Below are 17,125 nucleotides of genomic sequence, written 5' to 3'. Positions count from 1 at the left end.
GCCAGCGAAATAGCTGGCTTTTTTGTGTGAGAATTAATTTGCTAGCTAGTCATTATTGCTTTACGCGTAAAGCTTTTTCACCACGAGCAATGCCGACACAACCGGAACGTACTGATTCGATAATTTCGGTCTCATTCGCTAAGGTATTAGTGAAGGCATTTAGCTTATCTGCGTCGCCAGTTAATTGAATGGTGTACACTTGCTTGCCGATATCTATAATAGCACCGCGAAAAATATCTGTAATGCGCTTTACTTCCGTACGTGATTTATCATTCATCGCTAAAACTTTAATCAGCAATAGCTCTCGCTCAACATGCTGTCGCTCTGTTAAGTCGGTAATTTTAATAACGTCTATAAGCTTATTCACTTGTTTCACAATTTGTTCGAGAATTTTATCATCACCTTTTGTTGCTATTGTTATACGAGATAAGCTGGCATCTTCGGTTGGTGCAACCGTTAGGCTTTCAATATTAAAAGCGCGTTGAGAGAAAAGACCGATAATACGAGACAGCGAACCAGCCTCGTTTTCCAATAATATTGCTAATATTCTGCGCATTAGGCTTTTACTCCTTTTTTAATCCACATTTCATCAACTGCACCTGTGCGTATTTGCATAGGGTAAACATGCTCTTTTTCATCAACTAACACATCAACAAATACCAGTCTGTTTTTGATAGCGAAGGCTTGAGCCAACTTATCATCTAGCTCGTCTAAGGTATTAATTTGAATACCAACATGACCATAAGATTCAGCCAATTTAACGAAATCTGGTAAGGACTCCATATATGATGACGAATGGCGTCCACCATAAACCATATCTTGCCATTGACGCACCATACCTAAGGAGCGGTTATTTAATGAAATAATGACCACAGGCAAGTTATATTGCATACAGGTTGATAGCTCTTGAATATTCATTTGAATTGAACCATCGCCGGTAATACAAATAACGTGACTTTCAGGGAATGCCATTTTTACTCCCATAGCGGCTGGCAAACCAAAGCCCATAGTGCCTAAACCACCAGAGTTAATCCACTGGCGTGGCTTAGCAAATGGATAATATTGCGCTGCAAACATTTGATGTTGGCCAACATCAGAACAAACATACGCTTCACCCTTCGTTACTTGGTACATGGCTTCTATAACACGTTGTGGTTTGATTTTTTCACCCACTTGCTCGTAACTAACACTTTTAACATCACGCCATTGGTTTATTTGTTGCCACCAGCGTTGATTTTCTTCGGTGCTAACCGAGAAATTAGTTTCTTCAAGTTCCGCCAATAATTGCTGAATGACAATGTCGACAAGACCGACAACAGGAATATGCGCATTGATGGTTTTGGATATTGACGTTGGATCGATATCGACATGTACTATGGTGGCATTTGGACAAAACTTATTAACATTGTTGGTTACTCTATCGTCGAATCGAGCGCCTAAAGCCAAAATAACATCAGCATTTGCCATGGCTTTATTCGCCTCTAAGCTGCCGTGCATACCTAGCATTCCAATAAAGTTATCGTGTAACCCTGATATGCCACCTAAACCCATCAAGGTGTTTGTGATTGGGGCATTTAGTTTTTCAACCAGCTCTGTCAGTAATTCAGCAGCATTGGCAATAACTATGCCTCCACCTGAATATACCACCAGTCTTTTAGCTTGTGATATGGCTTGTACGGCTCTTTTAATTTGTCGATGATGGCCTTTAACGGTTGGGTTGTAAGAGCGCATTTTTATTTCACTATCAAAAATAAACTCAGCACTTTGCCCTGGCATTAATAAATCTTTTGGTAATTCGATAACGACCGGGCCAGGACGACCTGTGCTAGCAATGTAGAAGGCTTTGGCAATTATGTTTGGGATCTCGGCGATGTTACGGCAATTAAAGCTATGTTTAACAATAGGGCGTGAACAGCCAACAATATCAGTTTCCTGAAAAGCATCATCACCAATCAAACCCGTAGGTACTTGGCCTGATAAAACAATCATAGGGATTGAATCCATATAAGCGGTTGCTATGCCAGTAATACAATTGGTTGCGCCTGGGCCTGAGGTTGCTAAAACGACACCGACTTCTCCGGTTGCACGAGCAAAACCGTCAGCCATATGTGTGGCTGCTTGCTCGTGGCGCACTAGAATGTGTTCAACATCTTGTTGTCGAAATAGTGCATCATAAATATCTAATACCGTCCCTCCGGGGTAGCCAAATAGATATTTAACGTTAAGTGCGGATAGTGTTTTTACCACTAACTCAGCACCTGTATATAGCTCTGTGCTCATATATAATTCCTTTATTCTACATTTATTAATTGCCATAAAAAAACCCTCAGTCTTTACAGAGCGAGGGTTTTATTTTGATATTTTTTTGTTTACTTTTTACACACAATATCGCCCACGCATAGACTTAAAGACCATGACGACTATGAGGAGTGAATTAAGAGTGTTTAATTTAATCATTTAAATTTTTTATCGGTAAAAGGTAAAATTGTTTAAAAAGTAGTAGCTATAGTTTTAAGGGGTTTGACGACAAGTGTCAATGGAAAGTTACTATTTCGCTAATAATTTTCTTATCTGAGTTATGATAAAAATAAATGTGTTGCACTATATTCACTCTTTTTCAGGTCATATAGTAAATGTAATACCATATTTACGAACAAATTAAGTGACAATTTTAGATGAGGAATTATGAGTCAAATAGTTGATATTATTTATTAATTCTCTGTTACTATTAGGCATTGTTGATTAATATGCTTCACTGAGTTTAAAGTTACATATTTCAACAGATTTTTATCATTGATATGTTAATCTGTTGCTTATAAATTGCCATTCATCGAAGTTGACAGGACGGACGTATGTTGAAAAATAAATTACTTATTCTATTAGTGCTCATTGGTAGTATTGCTGGTTGTGCATCTACCCAGCAAGCTAGAGTTGACTTTGACCGTAATAGTGAAATCTCAACCACGGGCTATAAAACCTTCGCTTGGTTAAAAGAGACTAAAATTTTGGCAGAGCCAGTAGACGTTAATCCGGTAATGAAAGTCAGGATTGATAACGCCATTGAACAGGCTTTTATCGCGAAAGGTTATCAACTAGTCGATAATGCTGAACAAGCAGATTTTACCATCTCTTATACTATGGGCAGCCGAGATAAGGTGAAAGTTGATTCTTTGCCGACTAGCTATCGAACAGGTTTTGTTTGGGGCCATAGATATTATGGTGGTATTGGCATTAGTCACGACACTCATGTTAGAAATTATACCGAAGGTAAACTGGCAATTGATGTCTACGATGTTAAAAGTCATCAACCGGTATGGCATGGTTGGGCGGTTAAACGGATAAAATCAGCAGATAAAGATAATCCGACTAAAGCAATAAAAACGGTTGTTGAGCAGGTTGTTGCGCAATTCTAATCAGCAATTTTACCTAGAGTTTGTTAAAAAAAGCGCAGTTTACTGCGCTTTTTTATATCTCATTAAATAGCAGTATTATTTTCTAGGCGGATTGTAAGCGAACTCTATCCGATTACCGCTCGGCTCTCGTATCATCATATGAATAGTTGGTCCCTTGCCATTGAGCTCAGGAGCAAACTCTATCACTAGGTCAGGCACCGACTGAAAGCGTTTATACAGTTCATCTAATATTTCTCTACTTGCAACGGTTAGCGCTAGATGGTGCAGACCAACATTATTTTTCCTATCAAATGCAATCACTTTATTAGCTTGTTTAGTTTGCCAAAGGGTTAAAAAGATTTCGCCATCGGTGACAAATACTGAAGGGTAATCTGGGTAACCTCCAACGTTTTTCCAGCCTAAGGTGTTAACGAAAAAATCGACAGAGGCAGATAAGTTCTTAACCGTTAACCCTAGGTGATTCAAACCTTTGGTCATGACTTGCTTGTGCATCGGTCGCTGATTGTTGTTTTCTGTGGCATTAACAAAACTAGCAAAAGTCAGCAGTAATATTAATGGCATCCATTTATTTTTGAGCATTATAGATTCCAAATTATTGTTTTAGTAAATGACCAAGATAAGCTGATTAGCTATTCAATATATTTTTATTTCTATTATTTCAAATGCTTATTTTGTAGAATTGCTGTTAAAAGGAAAATATATCAAGGGTTTAAATGAAATTTAATATCGTACTAGCATTAGGCTTTATGTGTTGTTTATCTGCTTGTAGTAACACATATTTGCATTTGGTAAGTAAAGGTTATTCAGAAGAACAAGTTGCTAAGATAATTAGCAAGCTTGAGAAATTACCGGTTAAAGTAGTACGTTCAACTGTTAGCATTCCAGCAACGTTTCCTTTTGCTGTTGTGGCAACTAATCCCAATTTTACTGATCTTGAGTTGCTACGAGATGTTGAGTCTATTCTTTTGGAATCAGGTATCGAAACACCGTCTCATTTAACGTTCGCACAAGGCAAGCATTTTTACAATGCTAATAACCTTGGTATTTATTTGCAAAATAACAATAACATTCAACCAGAGATGCCAAGTTATCTAAGAACGCAATATTGCCAATTTGCTGATGCGACTATTATGTTTGGCCGCACTGGGGAGTTTGTATTAGAGTATGAAAAAGGCAAATTTGATGAAGGGTTAGCACTTGTCAACGGTCGATATAGTTTTGATGGCAAGGTAGCTAAATTAACTACTGAGTCTGGTTTATTTCAGGCTTTTATTTTGCGAAAAAAAATGAAGGTGACGCAATTTGGTGAACGTCCAGCTGATGTTTTTAAGCCAACAAAAAATACAATTGAATTACCAGCATTAAATTGTCAGTTCCTAATTATTTATATGGATTGATAGTAATTTCTCTGTGTTACATCGTCTTAATTCGGGTTATGAGTTTGCAAGTGAATTTAGCATGGGTATCGGAGAAAACAGGCGCTAGCGAGCAATTTATTATCCCGAGCTGGGGTCGTTCAATAAGCTATAAAAAGGACTGCGACAACAGAGCTTTATACCTTAAATGGATGCTCAACTAAGTTAAATGTTGCATTATTTTCGCCAAACACGAAAATATGACATTGCTTCCAAGACTCTGGTAGCTGCCAAGTATTGTTATTTTCAATAGAATAAACGTGACGTTTATTCGCACAGCGAATATCCATTTTTGACAACTTGCCTTTAATACTGGTTAATGTGAATTCATTGCGTACTAGAGAATGTTGCCAATAACTATCATTGCGAATGTTTGCACTTACTACTACATCTTTATCTGAATTCACAAACTCATCAACACGTTTTATTACCGTGTTATAGCTTTCTAAATAAGGCTTTGCTACGGGATGTTTTTCTATCCTTTTAAAAGTTCTATAGGCTTGCTTTAATCGATTTAATTTTAGTTCTAAATTAAATCGTTGTTCCAAAATTGATAATGCGTGCTTACTATTTTTTTCATTTTCGATAAAGTTTACTTTATATAGATGAGATAGTTGCAATGCGTCATCACCAATATCTTTGGCATATTGTGCGTGAAGTAACTGCAAAAAGTTGTTTTCTGACATGTGCAAATATTTTATTTTTTTTAGGTTAGCTAAGTACTCATCAACTTTAGTGTAGTTTTTCTCTTCGAGTGCTTTTTTTGCTTTTTTATAAATGCTATTAAACTTTCGAGTAACTTTTGTTGTACCGTTTTTGTGCATTCTAAAATCTAGTCGAACATTATTAACGCATTGTTGAATAGGTTGACCATTTTCCATTGCAGGTTCATATTGCCATTTCATCACCGCTTTTTTTGCCGCCAAAGTTATGTCTTTACTACCTGAATTATCGATAGCAATAACGTTAGAAACGCTACCATCTTTTTCAATAATAAAGCTAAATTTCGCCCAACCCTCACGATTACTTCGGGCCGCGTTGACAGGGTATTTAGGGTTAACTCGAACTTTAGGGACTGGCTCTGTTGTAGTACTTAAGTGTTTTGATAATTCAATAGCTGAGGTGTTATTACAGAGAAAGGTAGCGGGTAATAAGCTAAGTAAGCAGATATTTTTCATTTTAACTTCCGTGTTGTTTTAATAGCTAAAACATATCATAAAGCTAATATTTATTGAAGCTTATAATACTAGGCGCACTTACTTGTTCATAGGTTAAATCTAGCTTCTATAGCTTATAAGAATAGCCTCCATGGTCTTATTTTCTGCTACACAATGTTTACTTTTAGTATACTTTCACTAGTAGCTGAGATCATCAATTTTCGTTTTTTGAAAAAAAATTTCACTTTATTCGTTGCCAATTAATCTTGTTAATATACTGGCGGTTTCAAGCGGTTGTTCCATAGGGAAACAATGGCGTTCGCCAAACTCTTGCCATTTTATTTGGCTATTTTCTTTCGCAGCACGTTTAACGGCGCTAGGAATAAAGAAATAGGTATTTTTGGCGACAAGTATATTTACAGGTAACTGAATTTTTCTTACTGCCTGCCAAAGTCCTTTCGGGTAAGAGCCAAATATTGAAGCTTCCCATTTTGGTGAGCAACTCAGTTGTACTGAACTATCGCTATTGGGCGTACTAGAGTATTGGCAATAGTCGTCAATTACTTGTGGGTGCCATGTTTTATAAAATGACTTTTCAGCAATATTTTCTTTCATACTGTCTAAATCTGGCCAACTTGAGGTGCGATTGGCAACCGATTTAACTAGAGCGCGCTGACGCCATGCTCCGGTTGCTCGCATCAGCTGTTGCGCAATTATCATTTCGTTTTTAAAAAGTACCGGATCTAAGAGAATTATTTCACTAAATAAGTCAGGGTATTTAGCAGCGGCTAATAATGTTAAAACTCCCCCCATAGAATGGCCAATACCAATCAAAGGCCCATCGACTTTTACATTTGCTTGCTGATAGATAGCATCAGCGACAGTATCGGCCATTTTTTGCCAGTTTGGCATGCGTTTAGAGGGTTGAGTTGACAACCCGTGGCCCGGCACATCGGTTAGCCAAATAGAGCTGTCGTTGGGTAATTGCGACGCCATAGCCGCTAATGTCATGGCTGAAAAGCCGGTGCCATGTAACAAGTGAATACGCTTTCCTGTTTTTTCACCTGCTCGATAGTAACCATTAACGGTCATTTGGCTTTTTGATTTTTGTTGCCATTTTTTCAGGCCTTCAAATATCAAAGGGTGCGAAGTCAGCATAGGGTTTGAAATTATTGTTTTAGACATTGTGAGTATTTAAATGACGTTCTAGATTTTATTCAGCTAACATAACAATTAACTGGTCTGATGTGAATGGTGTTGTTGGTGTCATTTGCGATAAAAATGTTGAAAGCGTAAACCCGTCGTTATGACCTTCATCGTTGGATTCCGCCTAAGCATATATCATTATCGCAATGTCCTTTTGTGATTTCATTTAACAATTTCAAGCAATTAACGACAATATAAGAGCGCTATAATATTGGTTAATTCTGATTGATATGAGATACTCATTTCGGAAGTTAAGTTTTCAGCTTTGGATAAGTTAATAATAAAAAAGGATTGTTATGGATAACCACAACACAGCTTCAACCGTTGCAGATGAAGCAAACTCAGCAATGAGTAACCGTACCTCTACGGTTAAATTTCATGGTAAAACAGGCGAGTATTACGCTATTTGGTTGGTAAATATTTTGCTGACTATTATTACCTTGGGTATTTATTCGGCTTGGGCGAAAGTCAGAACAGAGCGATATTTTAAAGCGAATACTGAAATTGATGGCCATAGATTAAGCTATCTTGCTCAACCTTTGCAGATATTGAAAGGGCGAATTATTGCCTTACTTATATTTGCTGGCTTTTATTTTGTTACCGCTTTTTCTCCAATAGGCGCGATTGTTCTAGTCATACTTTACTTTGCATTAGTACCGTGGATTTTATGTAAAAGCATTAAATTTAATATGCAAATGATTGGCTATCGCAATATTCGCTTTAATTTTCATGGCAAATATGGCCAAGCATTTCTGGCCTTTATTTTATATCCGATTTTAAGTGTTTTTACTTTTTACCTAGCGATGCCGCTTGCACTTAAGACTATGGATAAGTTTATTTACGACAATATCAGTTATGGTGATAAGCCGTTATCGACTAACTTAAAAGCTTCTAGCTATTACAAAGCTTCATTTGGTGCGGTGTTTATTGCTATCGCATTATTTGCTTTATCTATGATTGCCTTTGGCCTCGACATGTCCAATTTAGTGGGGGAAGATGGGCAAATGGCCATTACGGTGCAGTTGTTATTTATGGCAACCTATTTGGCTGTTTTCGTCGTTGCAGGTGCTTTTTATACCAAGATCATTCGTAATCACCTTTATGACAATAGTGAGATAGCTGATATTGCGTCATTTAAGTCTACTGTTACTTTGGGCGGTTTAATCTTTCTAACAGGGACAAATTTGTTGGTATTAATCTGTACATTAGGATTAGCGCTACCTTGGGTAAAAATTCGCACTGCACAATATTATAGCCAAGTGACTGATGTTACTGTCTTAGCTGGCGCAAATGCCGTTATTGCTGATCAAAATGATGGTGTTAGTGCAATAGGTGATGAAATTTCTGAAGTTTTCGATTTTGATATTGCGGTATCATAAAACACAGCTTAAGTTTTAAATATTGCTGAGAAAAATCATAAAATTGCACTTAATGTTTTAGCTCAATGTGGCGGTAAATATTAGGGGCTGTTGATCTTTGTTTATATTTTCAGCGATAGGTTATTTTTAACGTTAGTAAAGCAGAATGAACGATGTTTGGTTGTTCCAAATAAGTGAGATTCTAATGCTGCTAGCGTTAAAAATAGTCATTGCCCAAAGGGCTGAGTCTAAAATTGCCTTACTTTGCGTTGAAAATGACTGATTTAGATGACTAAATTGCACCATTTTCGCCTTAATTACGGCAATTTTAATTTTCAGCTGAATTAATAAACAAAGACCAACAGCCCCTAGGTGCTTTTTATTATCTATCGTTATTAAGTATTATTACGGCGCCAGTTTAATGGTGATTAAATTGAACAAGGAATGTATGAGTAATATTATCGTAAAAGGGCAATGCTACCGGAAAAACTCTTCGCAATATATTGAAGGCGTTGCAGAGTTTAATATTAACGGCGATATCATTGTTAGAGAGCTTGATTCTGAAACCGACGATGTGATTGTTTCATGCAACATCAGTGAAGTTAAGGTGTCGAGCAAACTAGGCAATACCCCGAGGGAAATGCTATTTTCGTCTGGTGAGTTTTTCTCTTTTCACGCCAATGAAACTGTAGAAGCATGGTTGGCACAGCGAGGAAATAAGTCGCATATTGGCCAATTTGAAAAAAGCAAAGTGATGATTGCTAGCGCATTGTTCGTGGTACCTTTGCTGATTTTTCTTATTTTTACTCGGGGTATTCCATATATTGCGATAGAGTTTAGTGAGATGGTGCCTGAGTCAATTGTAAAGTTATCATCTAGGCAAACATTATTGTCGCTTGATGAAACCTTACTTTCCGCTTCTACCATTGCACCTTCAAAGCAAGAAGAATTGTTGAAAACCTGGCGTGCTGGCTTAGCGCCTTTATTTGTTAGCACTGCTCAATATCAAATACTGTTGCGCTCATCATCAAGTTTTGGTGCTAATGCTTTTGCACTTCCAGACGGCACCATAGTAGTAACCGATGAGCTTGTCGAGCTTATGGAACCTTACCCTGAGGCCATAATTGCTATTTTATTACATGAAATAGGCCATATTGAACATCGACACTCAATGCGCTATATCGCACAAACATTGGCGACTACTATGGTGGTGAATTATTTGCTCGGTGATATTAGCGGTTTAATCGATTTATTTGTTGGAACTGGAGCAACCATTATCGGCAATCAATTCTCACAAGAGTTAGAATGGCAAGCGGATGATTTCGCAATAACTAAACTTTCCGCGCATGGCAGAAATCCCGAAAGTTTTGCGCAGGCCATGGAGTTAATTCTGGCTGATAAAAATGAATCGGATTTAGATAAGCTATTTAGCACTCATCCACTTCTGCGTGAACGGGCTGAGCATGCGAGAGCTAGTGCAATCACGGAAACAACGCGATAACTAATTGCGCGCTTATGGTAATCTTTAGGTGCGCTCTGGTTAAATCTGCTGATATAATGCCGGCATAATATTATTTAAATTTTCATATTTTAGGGGTTTGTGGATGTCGGAAGTAGAAAACCGTCCAACCAATTTTATTCGTCAAATTATTGATGCCGATCTTGCTAGTGGTAAGCATAACAGTGTGCAAACACGTTTTCCGCCTGAGCCAAATGGTTTTTTACATATTGGTCATGCGAAATCTATTTGTTTAAATTTTGGTATTGCTCAAGATTACCAAGGTCTATGTAATTTACGCTTTGACGATACAAACCCTGAAAAAGAAGACATTGATTACGTAAACTCAATTCAAGAAGACGTAAAATGGCTAGGTTTTGAATGGGCTGGCGACATTCATTACTCTTCAGATTATTTTGACCGTTTATATGGTTATGCTGTTGAGTTGATTGAAAAAGGCTTGGCGTATGTGTGTTTCTTAAATGCCGAAGAAACTCGAGAATACCGCGGCACATTAAAGCACCCGGGTAAAAATAGCCCGTACCGTGATACGTCAGTTGAAGAGAACCTAGCGTTATTTGAAAAAATGAAAGACGGTGGCTTCAAAGAAGGCGAATGTGCATTACGTGCAAAAATAGACATGGCATCAAGCTTCATGTGTATGCGTGATCCAATTATCTATCGTGTTAAATTTGCTCACCATCACCAAACAGGTGACAAATGGTGCATTTACCCAATGTACGATTTTACCCATTGTATTTCTGATGCGATTGAAGGTATTACGCATTCAATTTGTACGTTAGAGTTCCAAGACAACCGTCGTTTATATGACTGGGTCATTGAAAATATCTCTATTGAATGTACGCCTCGTCAATATGAGTTTTCACGCTTAAATCTTGAATACACGGTAATGAGTAAGCGTAAACTTAATAGCTTAGTTGAAGAAAACTTAGTTAGCGGTTGGGACGACCCACGTATGCCAACCATTGCCGCATTTCGTCGTCGTGGTTTTACACCCAATTCTATGCGTGAGTTTGCCAAGCGCATTGGTGTCACAAAAATGGATAACACCGTGGAAATGAGCGTATTAGATGCTTGTATCCGTGAAGATCTAAACGACAACGCGCCACGCGCAATGGCAGTACTTGACCCTATTAAATTAGTGATTGAGAACTACCCAGAAGGGAAAGTTGAAAATCTTGATGTTAAGAATCATCCAAGTGATGAAAGCCAAGGCTCTCGTGTTGTGCCATTTGCTAAAGAACTTTACATTGAAGCAGAAGACTTCCGTGAAGAAGCAAATAAAAAATACAAACGCCTAGTGCTTGATAAAGCCGTGCGTTTACGTGGCGCTTATGTGGTAACCGCAACACGTTGTGATAAAGACGACGCAGGCAATGTAACAACGGTTTATTGTCAATACAATGAAGACACTTTAGGTAAGAACCCAACTGACGGTACTAAGCCAAAAGGGGTTATTCATTGGGTTGCCGCGGAGCAAAGCCTTGACGCTGAAATTCGTTTATATGATCGTTTATTTACAGTGCCAAATCCAGGTGCAGAAGAAGACTTTCATACCGTAATGAACCCTGAGTCGTTAATTACTATCTCGAACGCGAAAGTAGAGCCAAGCTTAGCTAATGCTGAACCAGAAAAAGCCTTTCAGTTTGAACGTCAAGGTTACTTCTGTCTTGATAATAAAATTTCAGCAGAAGATAAAGCTGCTGGTAAGTTAGTATTCAACCGCACGGTTGGTTTACGTGATACTTGGGCGAAAATCTCAGGCTAATCAACGTAGAACAAGAAAACTATAGATTTATAAAAGCTCATAAGTTAACGCTTATGAGCTTTTTTATGTTCAGGCATTAGCCATGGCATCACATAGAGTTTGGTACTTGTTATAAATATACATAAGCCTCTATAAATACAACAAAAGTTAACAAAATAAATCTTTGAAAATAAAAAATATTGAGTTATTTTGAGTCATATTGTTGTAGGTGGTAATTACTGATACATCTACATAATAAGCTGATAAGTTTATTTAGTTACCAGAGTATAAATAACAGATAGGGAAATAATTATGAGTAGAAAAGGACTAATAATACCATCAGGTGTGATAATTTCTGATTCAGAAAATAGCAGCCAAATAGGTGGCGGTATTGATCCAGCTTTAATTCGTAACTGGGTTATGTTCTGGGATGAATTTATATGTCCAGACAATAACTTTATATCTACAGGGTTACCGCCGGAACTGGACTATTTGCAACAACAAAACCTTCTAACTAGAAATAGAGTCCCGTTTTCTGGTGGTATTTCTAGTGGTGATTTTGGAAAGTTATTTCTTGCTGCGCAAGAAGTAACTTACATGCAAAAAAATGCAGAGGAGCCCGGGAAATGGTCTATAGCACAATCTGAAGGAATCATTAAAGGGCAAAGTTGCGCGCAAGATACCTCAGCATGTTTAGTTTTTGAGTTAATTAATAGTATTCAGTTGCCAGATAGGGCAACTCCTATAAATGAAATATTAGAATTTAAAGAAAAGCGAAGAGATGAATTGTCAGCATTTCATTCTTATTTAGAAGATATATATTTTCGTATTTCTGAATCTAAAGATATCCCAAGATCTAAAACTCATGAATTAGCAAAACTAGAATCTGCGATATCAGATTATAATAATACAGTGCAAGAAAAATTTCAGAATCGTTTACTAAGCTCGTTAAGAGTTGTACTTGACCGCTCGTTAATCACGTCAGCGGGTATGGCAATGGGTGCTGCTAGCTTAGCTCCGTCTATAGGTTTACCTGCTTTAGGCGCGGGTGTAATGGTTGGCTCTGCATCATTTGCAATCCAAAGTATTCTTACTGAACAACCACCAAATACAGGAATGCACCCACTGACATATGTTACAAAAATAGAAAATGAGTTGTTTTAAATTTGGTTTATGCGCTGATAAACTTAATAAGCTAATTAGACAGGATTACTAAAAGCTTACTCGCTCCAGTTATGTTGCACATTATAGCAAGCTATTATCAGTCCCTTATTGGAGCGTTAAATGCAATGGTGAGTTTTGGAATTAATTGAAATAGTCGCATTCTTCCGTCAGGAATTAGAAATAGCTTCAAAAGAAGAGAAAGTTGCAGTTCAGCTTAAACACTTCCCTAACGGCTCCTGTGAAATATCTAGTGTGTTACTTGGTAATTACCTATTAAGAAAAGGTTTTAATGTGCAAATTGTTCGTGCATATAAAACTATACTAGATGATATGTATAACTATGAAGTTCATAAAAAAATTGGACACGCTTGGTTAATTGTAAATCAAGAAATTGTTGATATTACAGGAGATCAATTTAAAGATTTTGATGATTCAACCTTCATAGGTAAAAGTTCAAAGTTTCATGCAGGCTTTACTGTAAAGTCACAGAAATTTGATTCATCAGATTGTGTAAAACCTGAGTACAATAGTGTATATCAAAAGATCACTTCAGAGATTAATCGCCATACAAGCAGTTCAAGCGGTACAAGTTTATAATGAGCAGCTAGCTTTTGCTTCAAAGTCGCTAAATCAAAATTAGCCTAATCAAAACCTGTTTGATTAGGCTATCTCATTAAGTCATAACTTAAGCTTAGTCGCTGCTTTCATGGCTGTAACAAATTCAGCTAATGCTGTTAGCATAGCGTTATTATCATCAAGATGATTTTCAATGATTTTAACCACGGCAGAGCCACTAATTGCACCTTTTGCACCTGTTGCTAATGCTTCGGTTACTTGTGCTGGTTTAGATATACCAAAACCAATCACTGATGGCGCAGCTTGAAAATTACCTAAAGCGCTGATCAGTTTATGGCCGGTCATTTCCGCTTCAGTTTCGGTACCTGTCACACCAACACGGCTAAGCACATAAGTATAGCCTGCACCTAGTTGTGCGACTTTCTCTAACGTTGCTGCACTGGCATTCGGTGGCGCGATAAAAATAGGGGCAACACCATGTTTTATTGCCGCTGCTCTAAAAGGCTTACTCTCACGAATTGGCAGGTCGGCGATTAATACTGAATCAACGCCTGCTACGGCAACATCTCGGTAGAAATTATCAATACCACGGGCAAACACTAAATTACCGTAGAGTAATAAACCAATCGGCATATCAGGTGCATAAGCACGAACACGCGCTAATATTTCTAAACAAACATCAGTATTAATATTGGCATTTAGGGCTCGTAGGGCTGCCATTTGAATGGTCATGCCATCTGCGCTTGGGTCAGAAAATGGAATGCCGAGTTCAAGGGCATCAGCGCCAGCGTCGATCAGGGTTTTAATGATCTCAAATGACTGCTCCGCATTTGGGTCACCTATGGTTACGAAGGGAATAAAAGCGCCTTCGTTTTTCTCAGCTAAATTTTTAAAGGCTTGATCATAACGGGTTGTAATTTGGTTAACTTGGCTCATTATGCTTCTCCTCTGTGTTTTACATCACTCTTTTCTGCCGTTTCTGGAGAAATAATGGCGTTTACGTGTGCTAAGTCTTTATCGCCACGGCCTGATAAGTTAACTAAAAATACTGTTTTTTCTGTCACTTCATCAGCCATTTTTAATGCTTGTGCTAACGCATGCGAAGACTCAAGTGCCGGAATAATACCTTCATTACGAGCCAATAATTGAAATGCTTCTAATGCTTCATCGTCATTAATTGGCACATATTGCGCACGACCTGAGTCTTTTAATTGTGCGTGTTGTGGGCCAACAGCAGGGTAGTCTAAACCAGCGGATACTGAATAAGACTCTTCAATTTGACCATTGTCATCTTGCATAATGTAGGTGTAGTTACCGTGTAACATGCCTTTACTGCCAGCGACCAGCGTTGCACCATGTTGATGAGTATCAATACCTTTACCTCCCGCTTCTACGCCGATTAATTTAACGTCTTCATTTGGAATAAAGTCGTTAAACATACCAATGGCGTTTGAGCCGCCGCCAACACAGGCAATAACGTAGTCTGGCAGGCGACCTTCTTCGGCTAGTAGTTGCTGTTTGGCTTCTTCACCGATCATTTTTTGAAATTCACGCACTATGGTCGGGAACGGATGAGGACCAGCCGCTGTGCCTAATAGATAATGCGCTTTATCATAATTGGCAGACCAGTCACGTAGCGCTTCATTCACCGCGTCTTTTAACGTGCCACTACCAGCAGTAACAGGAATAACTTCTGCGCCCATGAGTTTCATGCGAAATACGTTAGGTTGTTGACGCTGACAATCAACCGCGCCCATGTAAACTTTACATTTTAAGCCCAGTAACGAACAGGCAATAGCGGTAGCAACACCATGTTGACCCGCACCTGTTTCGGCAATAATTTCAGTTTTACCCATGCGCTTTGCTAAAAGAGCTTGGCCAAGTACTTGGTTAGTTTTGTGTGCGCCACCGTGCAGTAAATCTTCACGTTTCAAGTAAATTTTTGCTAGTGGGTTTTTAACAATGTTTCGGCACAAAGTTAACGGCGTAGGGCGGCCAGCATAGCTGGTTAGTAGTTTATTAAATTCATTGATAAAAGCTTCATCGCTTTGTGATTCGATAAAAGCTTGCTCTAATTGTTCTAAGGCGGGTACTAAAAGTTCGCCAACGAACATGCCACCAAATTCACCAAAATAGGCGGGTAAGGTTTTATTTTCTGTTGTATTTTTTACAGTCATGTTAGTAATTCCGAATATGCGTGAAAACTTTTGTTAGCTTTTCACGGCTTTTTATACCTGGGCTGTCTTCAACACCTGAGTTGATATCTAGGCCAAATAAATCTTGTGTGGTTAATTGCGCTAATGCGCTGTTAATGTTGTCTTGATTTAATCCGCCGGCGAGCAAACAATGCGACAAGTCTTGCTCGCTTTCTGCTAACGCTCGCCAACCAAATGCCTCACCACTGCCCGGATTTTTACCGTCGAGTATCCAGTGGTCAACATGCTCAAGAGTTAATGGAGGAATGTCATTTTCAACTTTAACCGCTTTCCAAATTTGACAACTTTCTGGTAGTGCCGCTCTTAGTTCATTGATAAAAGCCTGATCTTCATCACCGTGTAATTGCACAGCATATAAGCTTAAGGTGTTTGCATGCTCAACTATCTTGTTAATGTTTTCATTAACGTAAACACCAATATAATTTAGGCTTGGCACGTTGCTAACAATATTTTCAGCTTGTGAAAATGAAATACAACGAGGTGATTTTTCTGCGAAAATAAGTCCGCCAAATTGTGCGCCGGTATCAACAGCAGATTGGGCAAATTCTGCGGCGGTTAAACCACAGACTTTATTGTTGCCATAAATAAGCGTTCTGCAGGCGAGGTCAATATCGTCTTGCGCCATCACTGAACTGCCAACCAAGAAGCCATCAACCGCGGGGGCAAGTTCCCGCACTTGCTCGTTGGTATAAATGCCAGATTCTGAAATAACAATTCTGTCGGCAGGAATTTTTGGCGCAAAATCAAAAGTACGCGAAATATCGGTTGAAAGGTCGCGTAAGTTACGATTATTAATGCCAATTAATTTTGCATTAAGGTTGATAGCACGCGTTAGTTCTTCGTCGTTTGACACTTCCGTTAAAATCGCCAAATTTAATGATTTAGCAACGCTTTCTAGCTGCTGATATTCTTCGTCGTTAAGTACGCTTAACATCAGTAAAATTGCGTCAGCGCCGTAGTGACGAGCCAAATATACTTGGTAAGTATCAACAAAGAAGTCTTTATTTAATACTGGGCAGTTAACAATGTCAGTGACTGTTTTTAAGTAGTCAAATGTGCCTTGAAAGTATTTTTCATCGGTTAATACAGAAATAGCGGCGGCATATTTGTCGTAAGTTTTGCAAATGCTGGCAACGTCAAAGTCAGCCCGAATTAGGCCTTTAGACGGTGACGCCTTTTTACATTCTAAAATGAAACCCGCATCTGACTTGCCGCTGTTTCTATCGAGTGCAGCGTACATATCTTTTTCTGTTGGAATTAATGCACTTTTAAAGCTTTCTAATGGCATATCAATTTTTCGCTGTGCCACTTCAATGCGCTTATCTGCAACAATTTTTTCTAATACATTGGCCAT

Annotated in this window: 15 protein-coding genes; 7 read left to right on the top strand and 8 right to left on the bottom strand. The window is 38.3% G+C overall.

Annotation, left to right across the window (positions count from 1 at the left end):
• Positions 1–52: 52 nt before the first annotated feature.
• Together ilvN and AC27JP_RS09795 are read right to left on the bottom strand one after the other, a co-directional pair.
• A complete protein-coding gene (gene ilvN, locus AC27JP_RS09800) occupies positions 53–556 on the bottom strand; it encodes an acetolactate synthase small subunit (protein ID WP_487114525.1) in 504 nt (167 codons plus the stop codon).
• Complete coding sequence (locus AC27JP_RS09795) at positions 556–2,280, bottom strand: acetolactate synthase 3 large subunit (protein ID WP_487114523.1); 1,725 nt, start codon at positions 2,278–2,280, stop codon at positions 556–558. Before AC27JP_RS09795 ends, ilvN begins: the two co-directional genes overlap by 1 nt.
• Positions 2,281–2,852: 572 nt before the next feature.
• Between AC27JP_RS09795 and AC27JP_RS09790 the strand changes: the two genes are divergently transcribed.
• On the top strand, positions 2,853–3,413 hold the full coding sequence (locus tag AC27JP_RS09790; RefSeq protein ID WP_487114521.1) for a DUF4136 domain-containing protein: 561 nt from the start codon (positions 2,853–2,855) through the stop codon (positions 3,411–3,413).
• A gap of 75 nt (positions 3,414–3,488) precedes the next feature.
• Here the strand turns inward: AC27JP_RS09790 and AC27JP_RS09785 are convergent, their stop codons facing one another.
• Entirely contained in the window at positions 3,489–3,992 is a 504-nt protein-coding gene (locus AC27JP_RS09785) for a VOC family protein (protein WP_487114519.1), read from the bottom strand.
• A 134-nt stretch (positions 3,993–4,126) separates the two neighbouring features.
• On the opposite strand from AC27JP_RS09785, the gene AC27JP_RS09780 reads away from it, so the two are divergent.
• On the top strand, positions 4,127–4,810 hold the full coding sequence (locus AC27JP_RS09780) for a hypothetical protein (RefSeq protein WP_487114517.1): 684 nt from the start codon (positions 4,127–4,129) through the stop codon (positions 4,808–4,810).
• Positions 4,811–4,965: 155 nt separating this feature from the next.
• Here AC27JP_RS09780 and AC27JP_RS09775 read toward each other — a convergent pair whose 3' ends face one another.
• Both AC27JP_RS09775 and AC27JP_RS09770 read right to left on the bottom strand, forming a co-directional pair.
• Positions 4,966–6,006 carry an energy transducer TonB gene (locus AC27JP_RS09775; RefSeq protein WP_487114515.1) on the bottom strand — a complete coding sequence of 347 codons (1,041 nt, stop codon included), beginning with the start codon at positions 6,004–6,006 and terminating at the stop codon, positions 4,966–4,968.
• 225 nt (positions 6,007–6,231) lie between these two features.
• Positions 6,232–7,170 carry an alpha/beta fold hydrolase gene (locus AC27JP_RS09770; RefSeq protein ID WP_487114513.1) on the bottom strand — a complete coding sequence of 313 codons (939 nt, stop codon included), beginning with the start codon at positions 7,168–7,170 and terminating at the stop codon, positions 6,232–6,234.
• A 317-nt stretch (positions 7,171–7,487) separates the two neighbouring features.
• Between AC27JP_RS09770 and AC27JP_RS09765 the strand changes: the two genes are divergently transcribed.
• From AC27JP_RS09765 to AC27JP_RS09745, 5 genes are all read left to right on the top strand, one after another.
• A complete protein-coding gene (locus AC27JP_RS09765; RefSeq protein WP_487114511.1) occupies positions 7,488–8,570 on the top strand; it encodes a YjgN family protein in 1,083 nt (360 codons plus the stop codon).
• 427 nt (positions 8,571–8,997) lie between these two features.
• A complete protein-coding gene (locus AC27JP_RS09760; RefSeq protein ID WP_487114509.1) occupies positions 8,998–10,050 on the top strand; it encodes a M48 family metallopeptidase in 1,053 nt (350 codons plus the stop codon).
• A gap of 103 nt (positions 10,051–10,153) precedes the next feature.
• A complete protein-coding gene (glnS, locus tag AC27JP_RS09755; protein WP_487114507.1) occupies positions 10,154–11,836 on the top strand; it encodes a glutamine--tRNA ligase in 1,683 nt (560 codons plus the stop codon).
• Between the two features lie 291 nt (positions 11,837–12,127).
• Complete coding sequence (locus AC27JP_RS09750) at positions 12,128–12,979, top strand: DUF6236 family protein (RefSeq protein ID WP_487114505.1); 852 nt, start codon at positions 12,128–12,130, stop codon at positions 12,977–12,979.
• A 135-nt stretch (positions 12,980–13,114) separates the two neighbouring features.
• Complete coding sequence (locus AC27JP_RS09745; protein ID WP_487114503.1) at positions 13,115–13,576, top strand: hypothetical protein; 462 nt, start codon at positions 13,115–13,117, stop codon at positions 13,574–13,576.
• An 81-nt stretch (positions 13,577–13,657) separates the two neighbouring features.
• Here the strand turns inward: AC27JP_RS09745 and trpA are convergent, their stop codons facing one another.
• Genes trpA through trpCF form a run of 3 tightly spaced genes read right to left on the bottom strand, consistent with a single transcriptional unit; the run spans position 13,658 to position 17,125 of the window.
• The gene (gene trpA, locus AC27JP_RS09740; protein WP_487114501.1) at positions 13,658–14,491 is read right to left on the bottom strand and encodes a tryptophan synthase subunit alpha; all 834 of its coding nucleotides are present in this window, start codon (positions 14,489–14,491) and stop codon (positions 13,658–13,660) included.
• Positions 14,491–15,732, bottom strand: coding sequence for a tryptophan synthase subunit beta (trpB, locus tag AC27JP_RS09735; protein WP_487114499.1), 1,242 nt, complete (start codon positions 15,730–15,732; stop codon positions 14,491–14,493). Before trpB ends, trpA begins: the two co-directional genes overlap by 1 nt.
• Position 15,733: 1 nt before the next feature.
• Positions 15,734–17,125, bottom strand: a complete 1,392-nt coding sequence (gene trpCF / locus AC27JP_RS09730; RefSeq protein WP_487114497.1) for a bifunctional indole-3-glycerol-phosphate synthase TrpC/phosphoribosylanthranilate isomerase TrpF — start codon at positions 17,123–17,125, stop codon at positions 15,734–15,736.

The sequence above is a fragment of the Colwellia sp. SU-HH01172 genome (assembly GCF_057553355.1).
The sequence above is the reverse complement of the archived record's forward strand: the minus strand, read 5'-3'. Positions and strand labels throughout refer to the sequence as shown.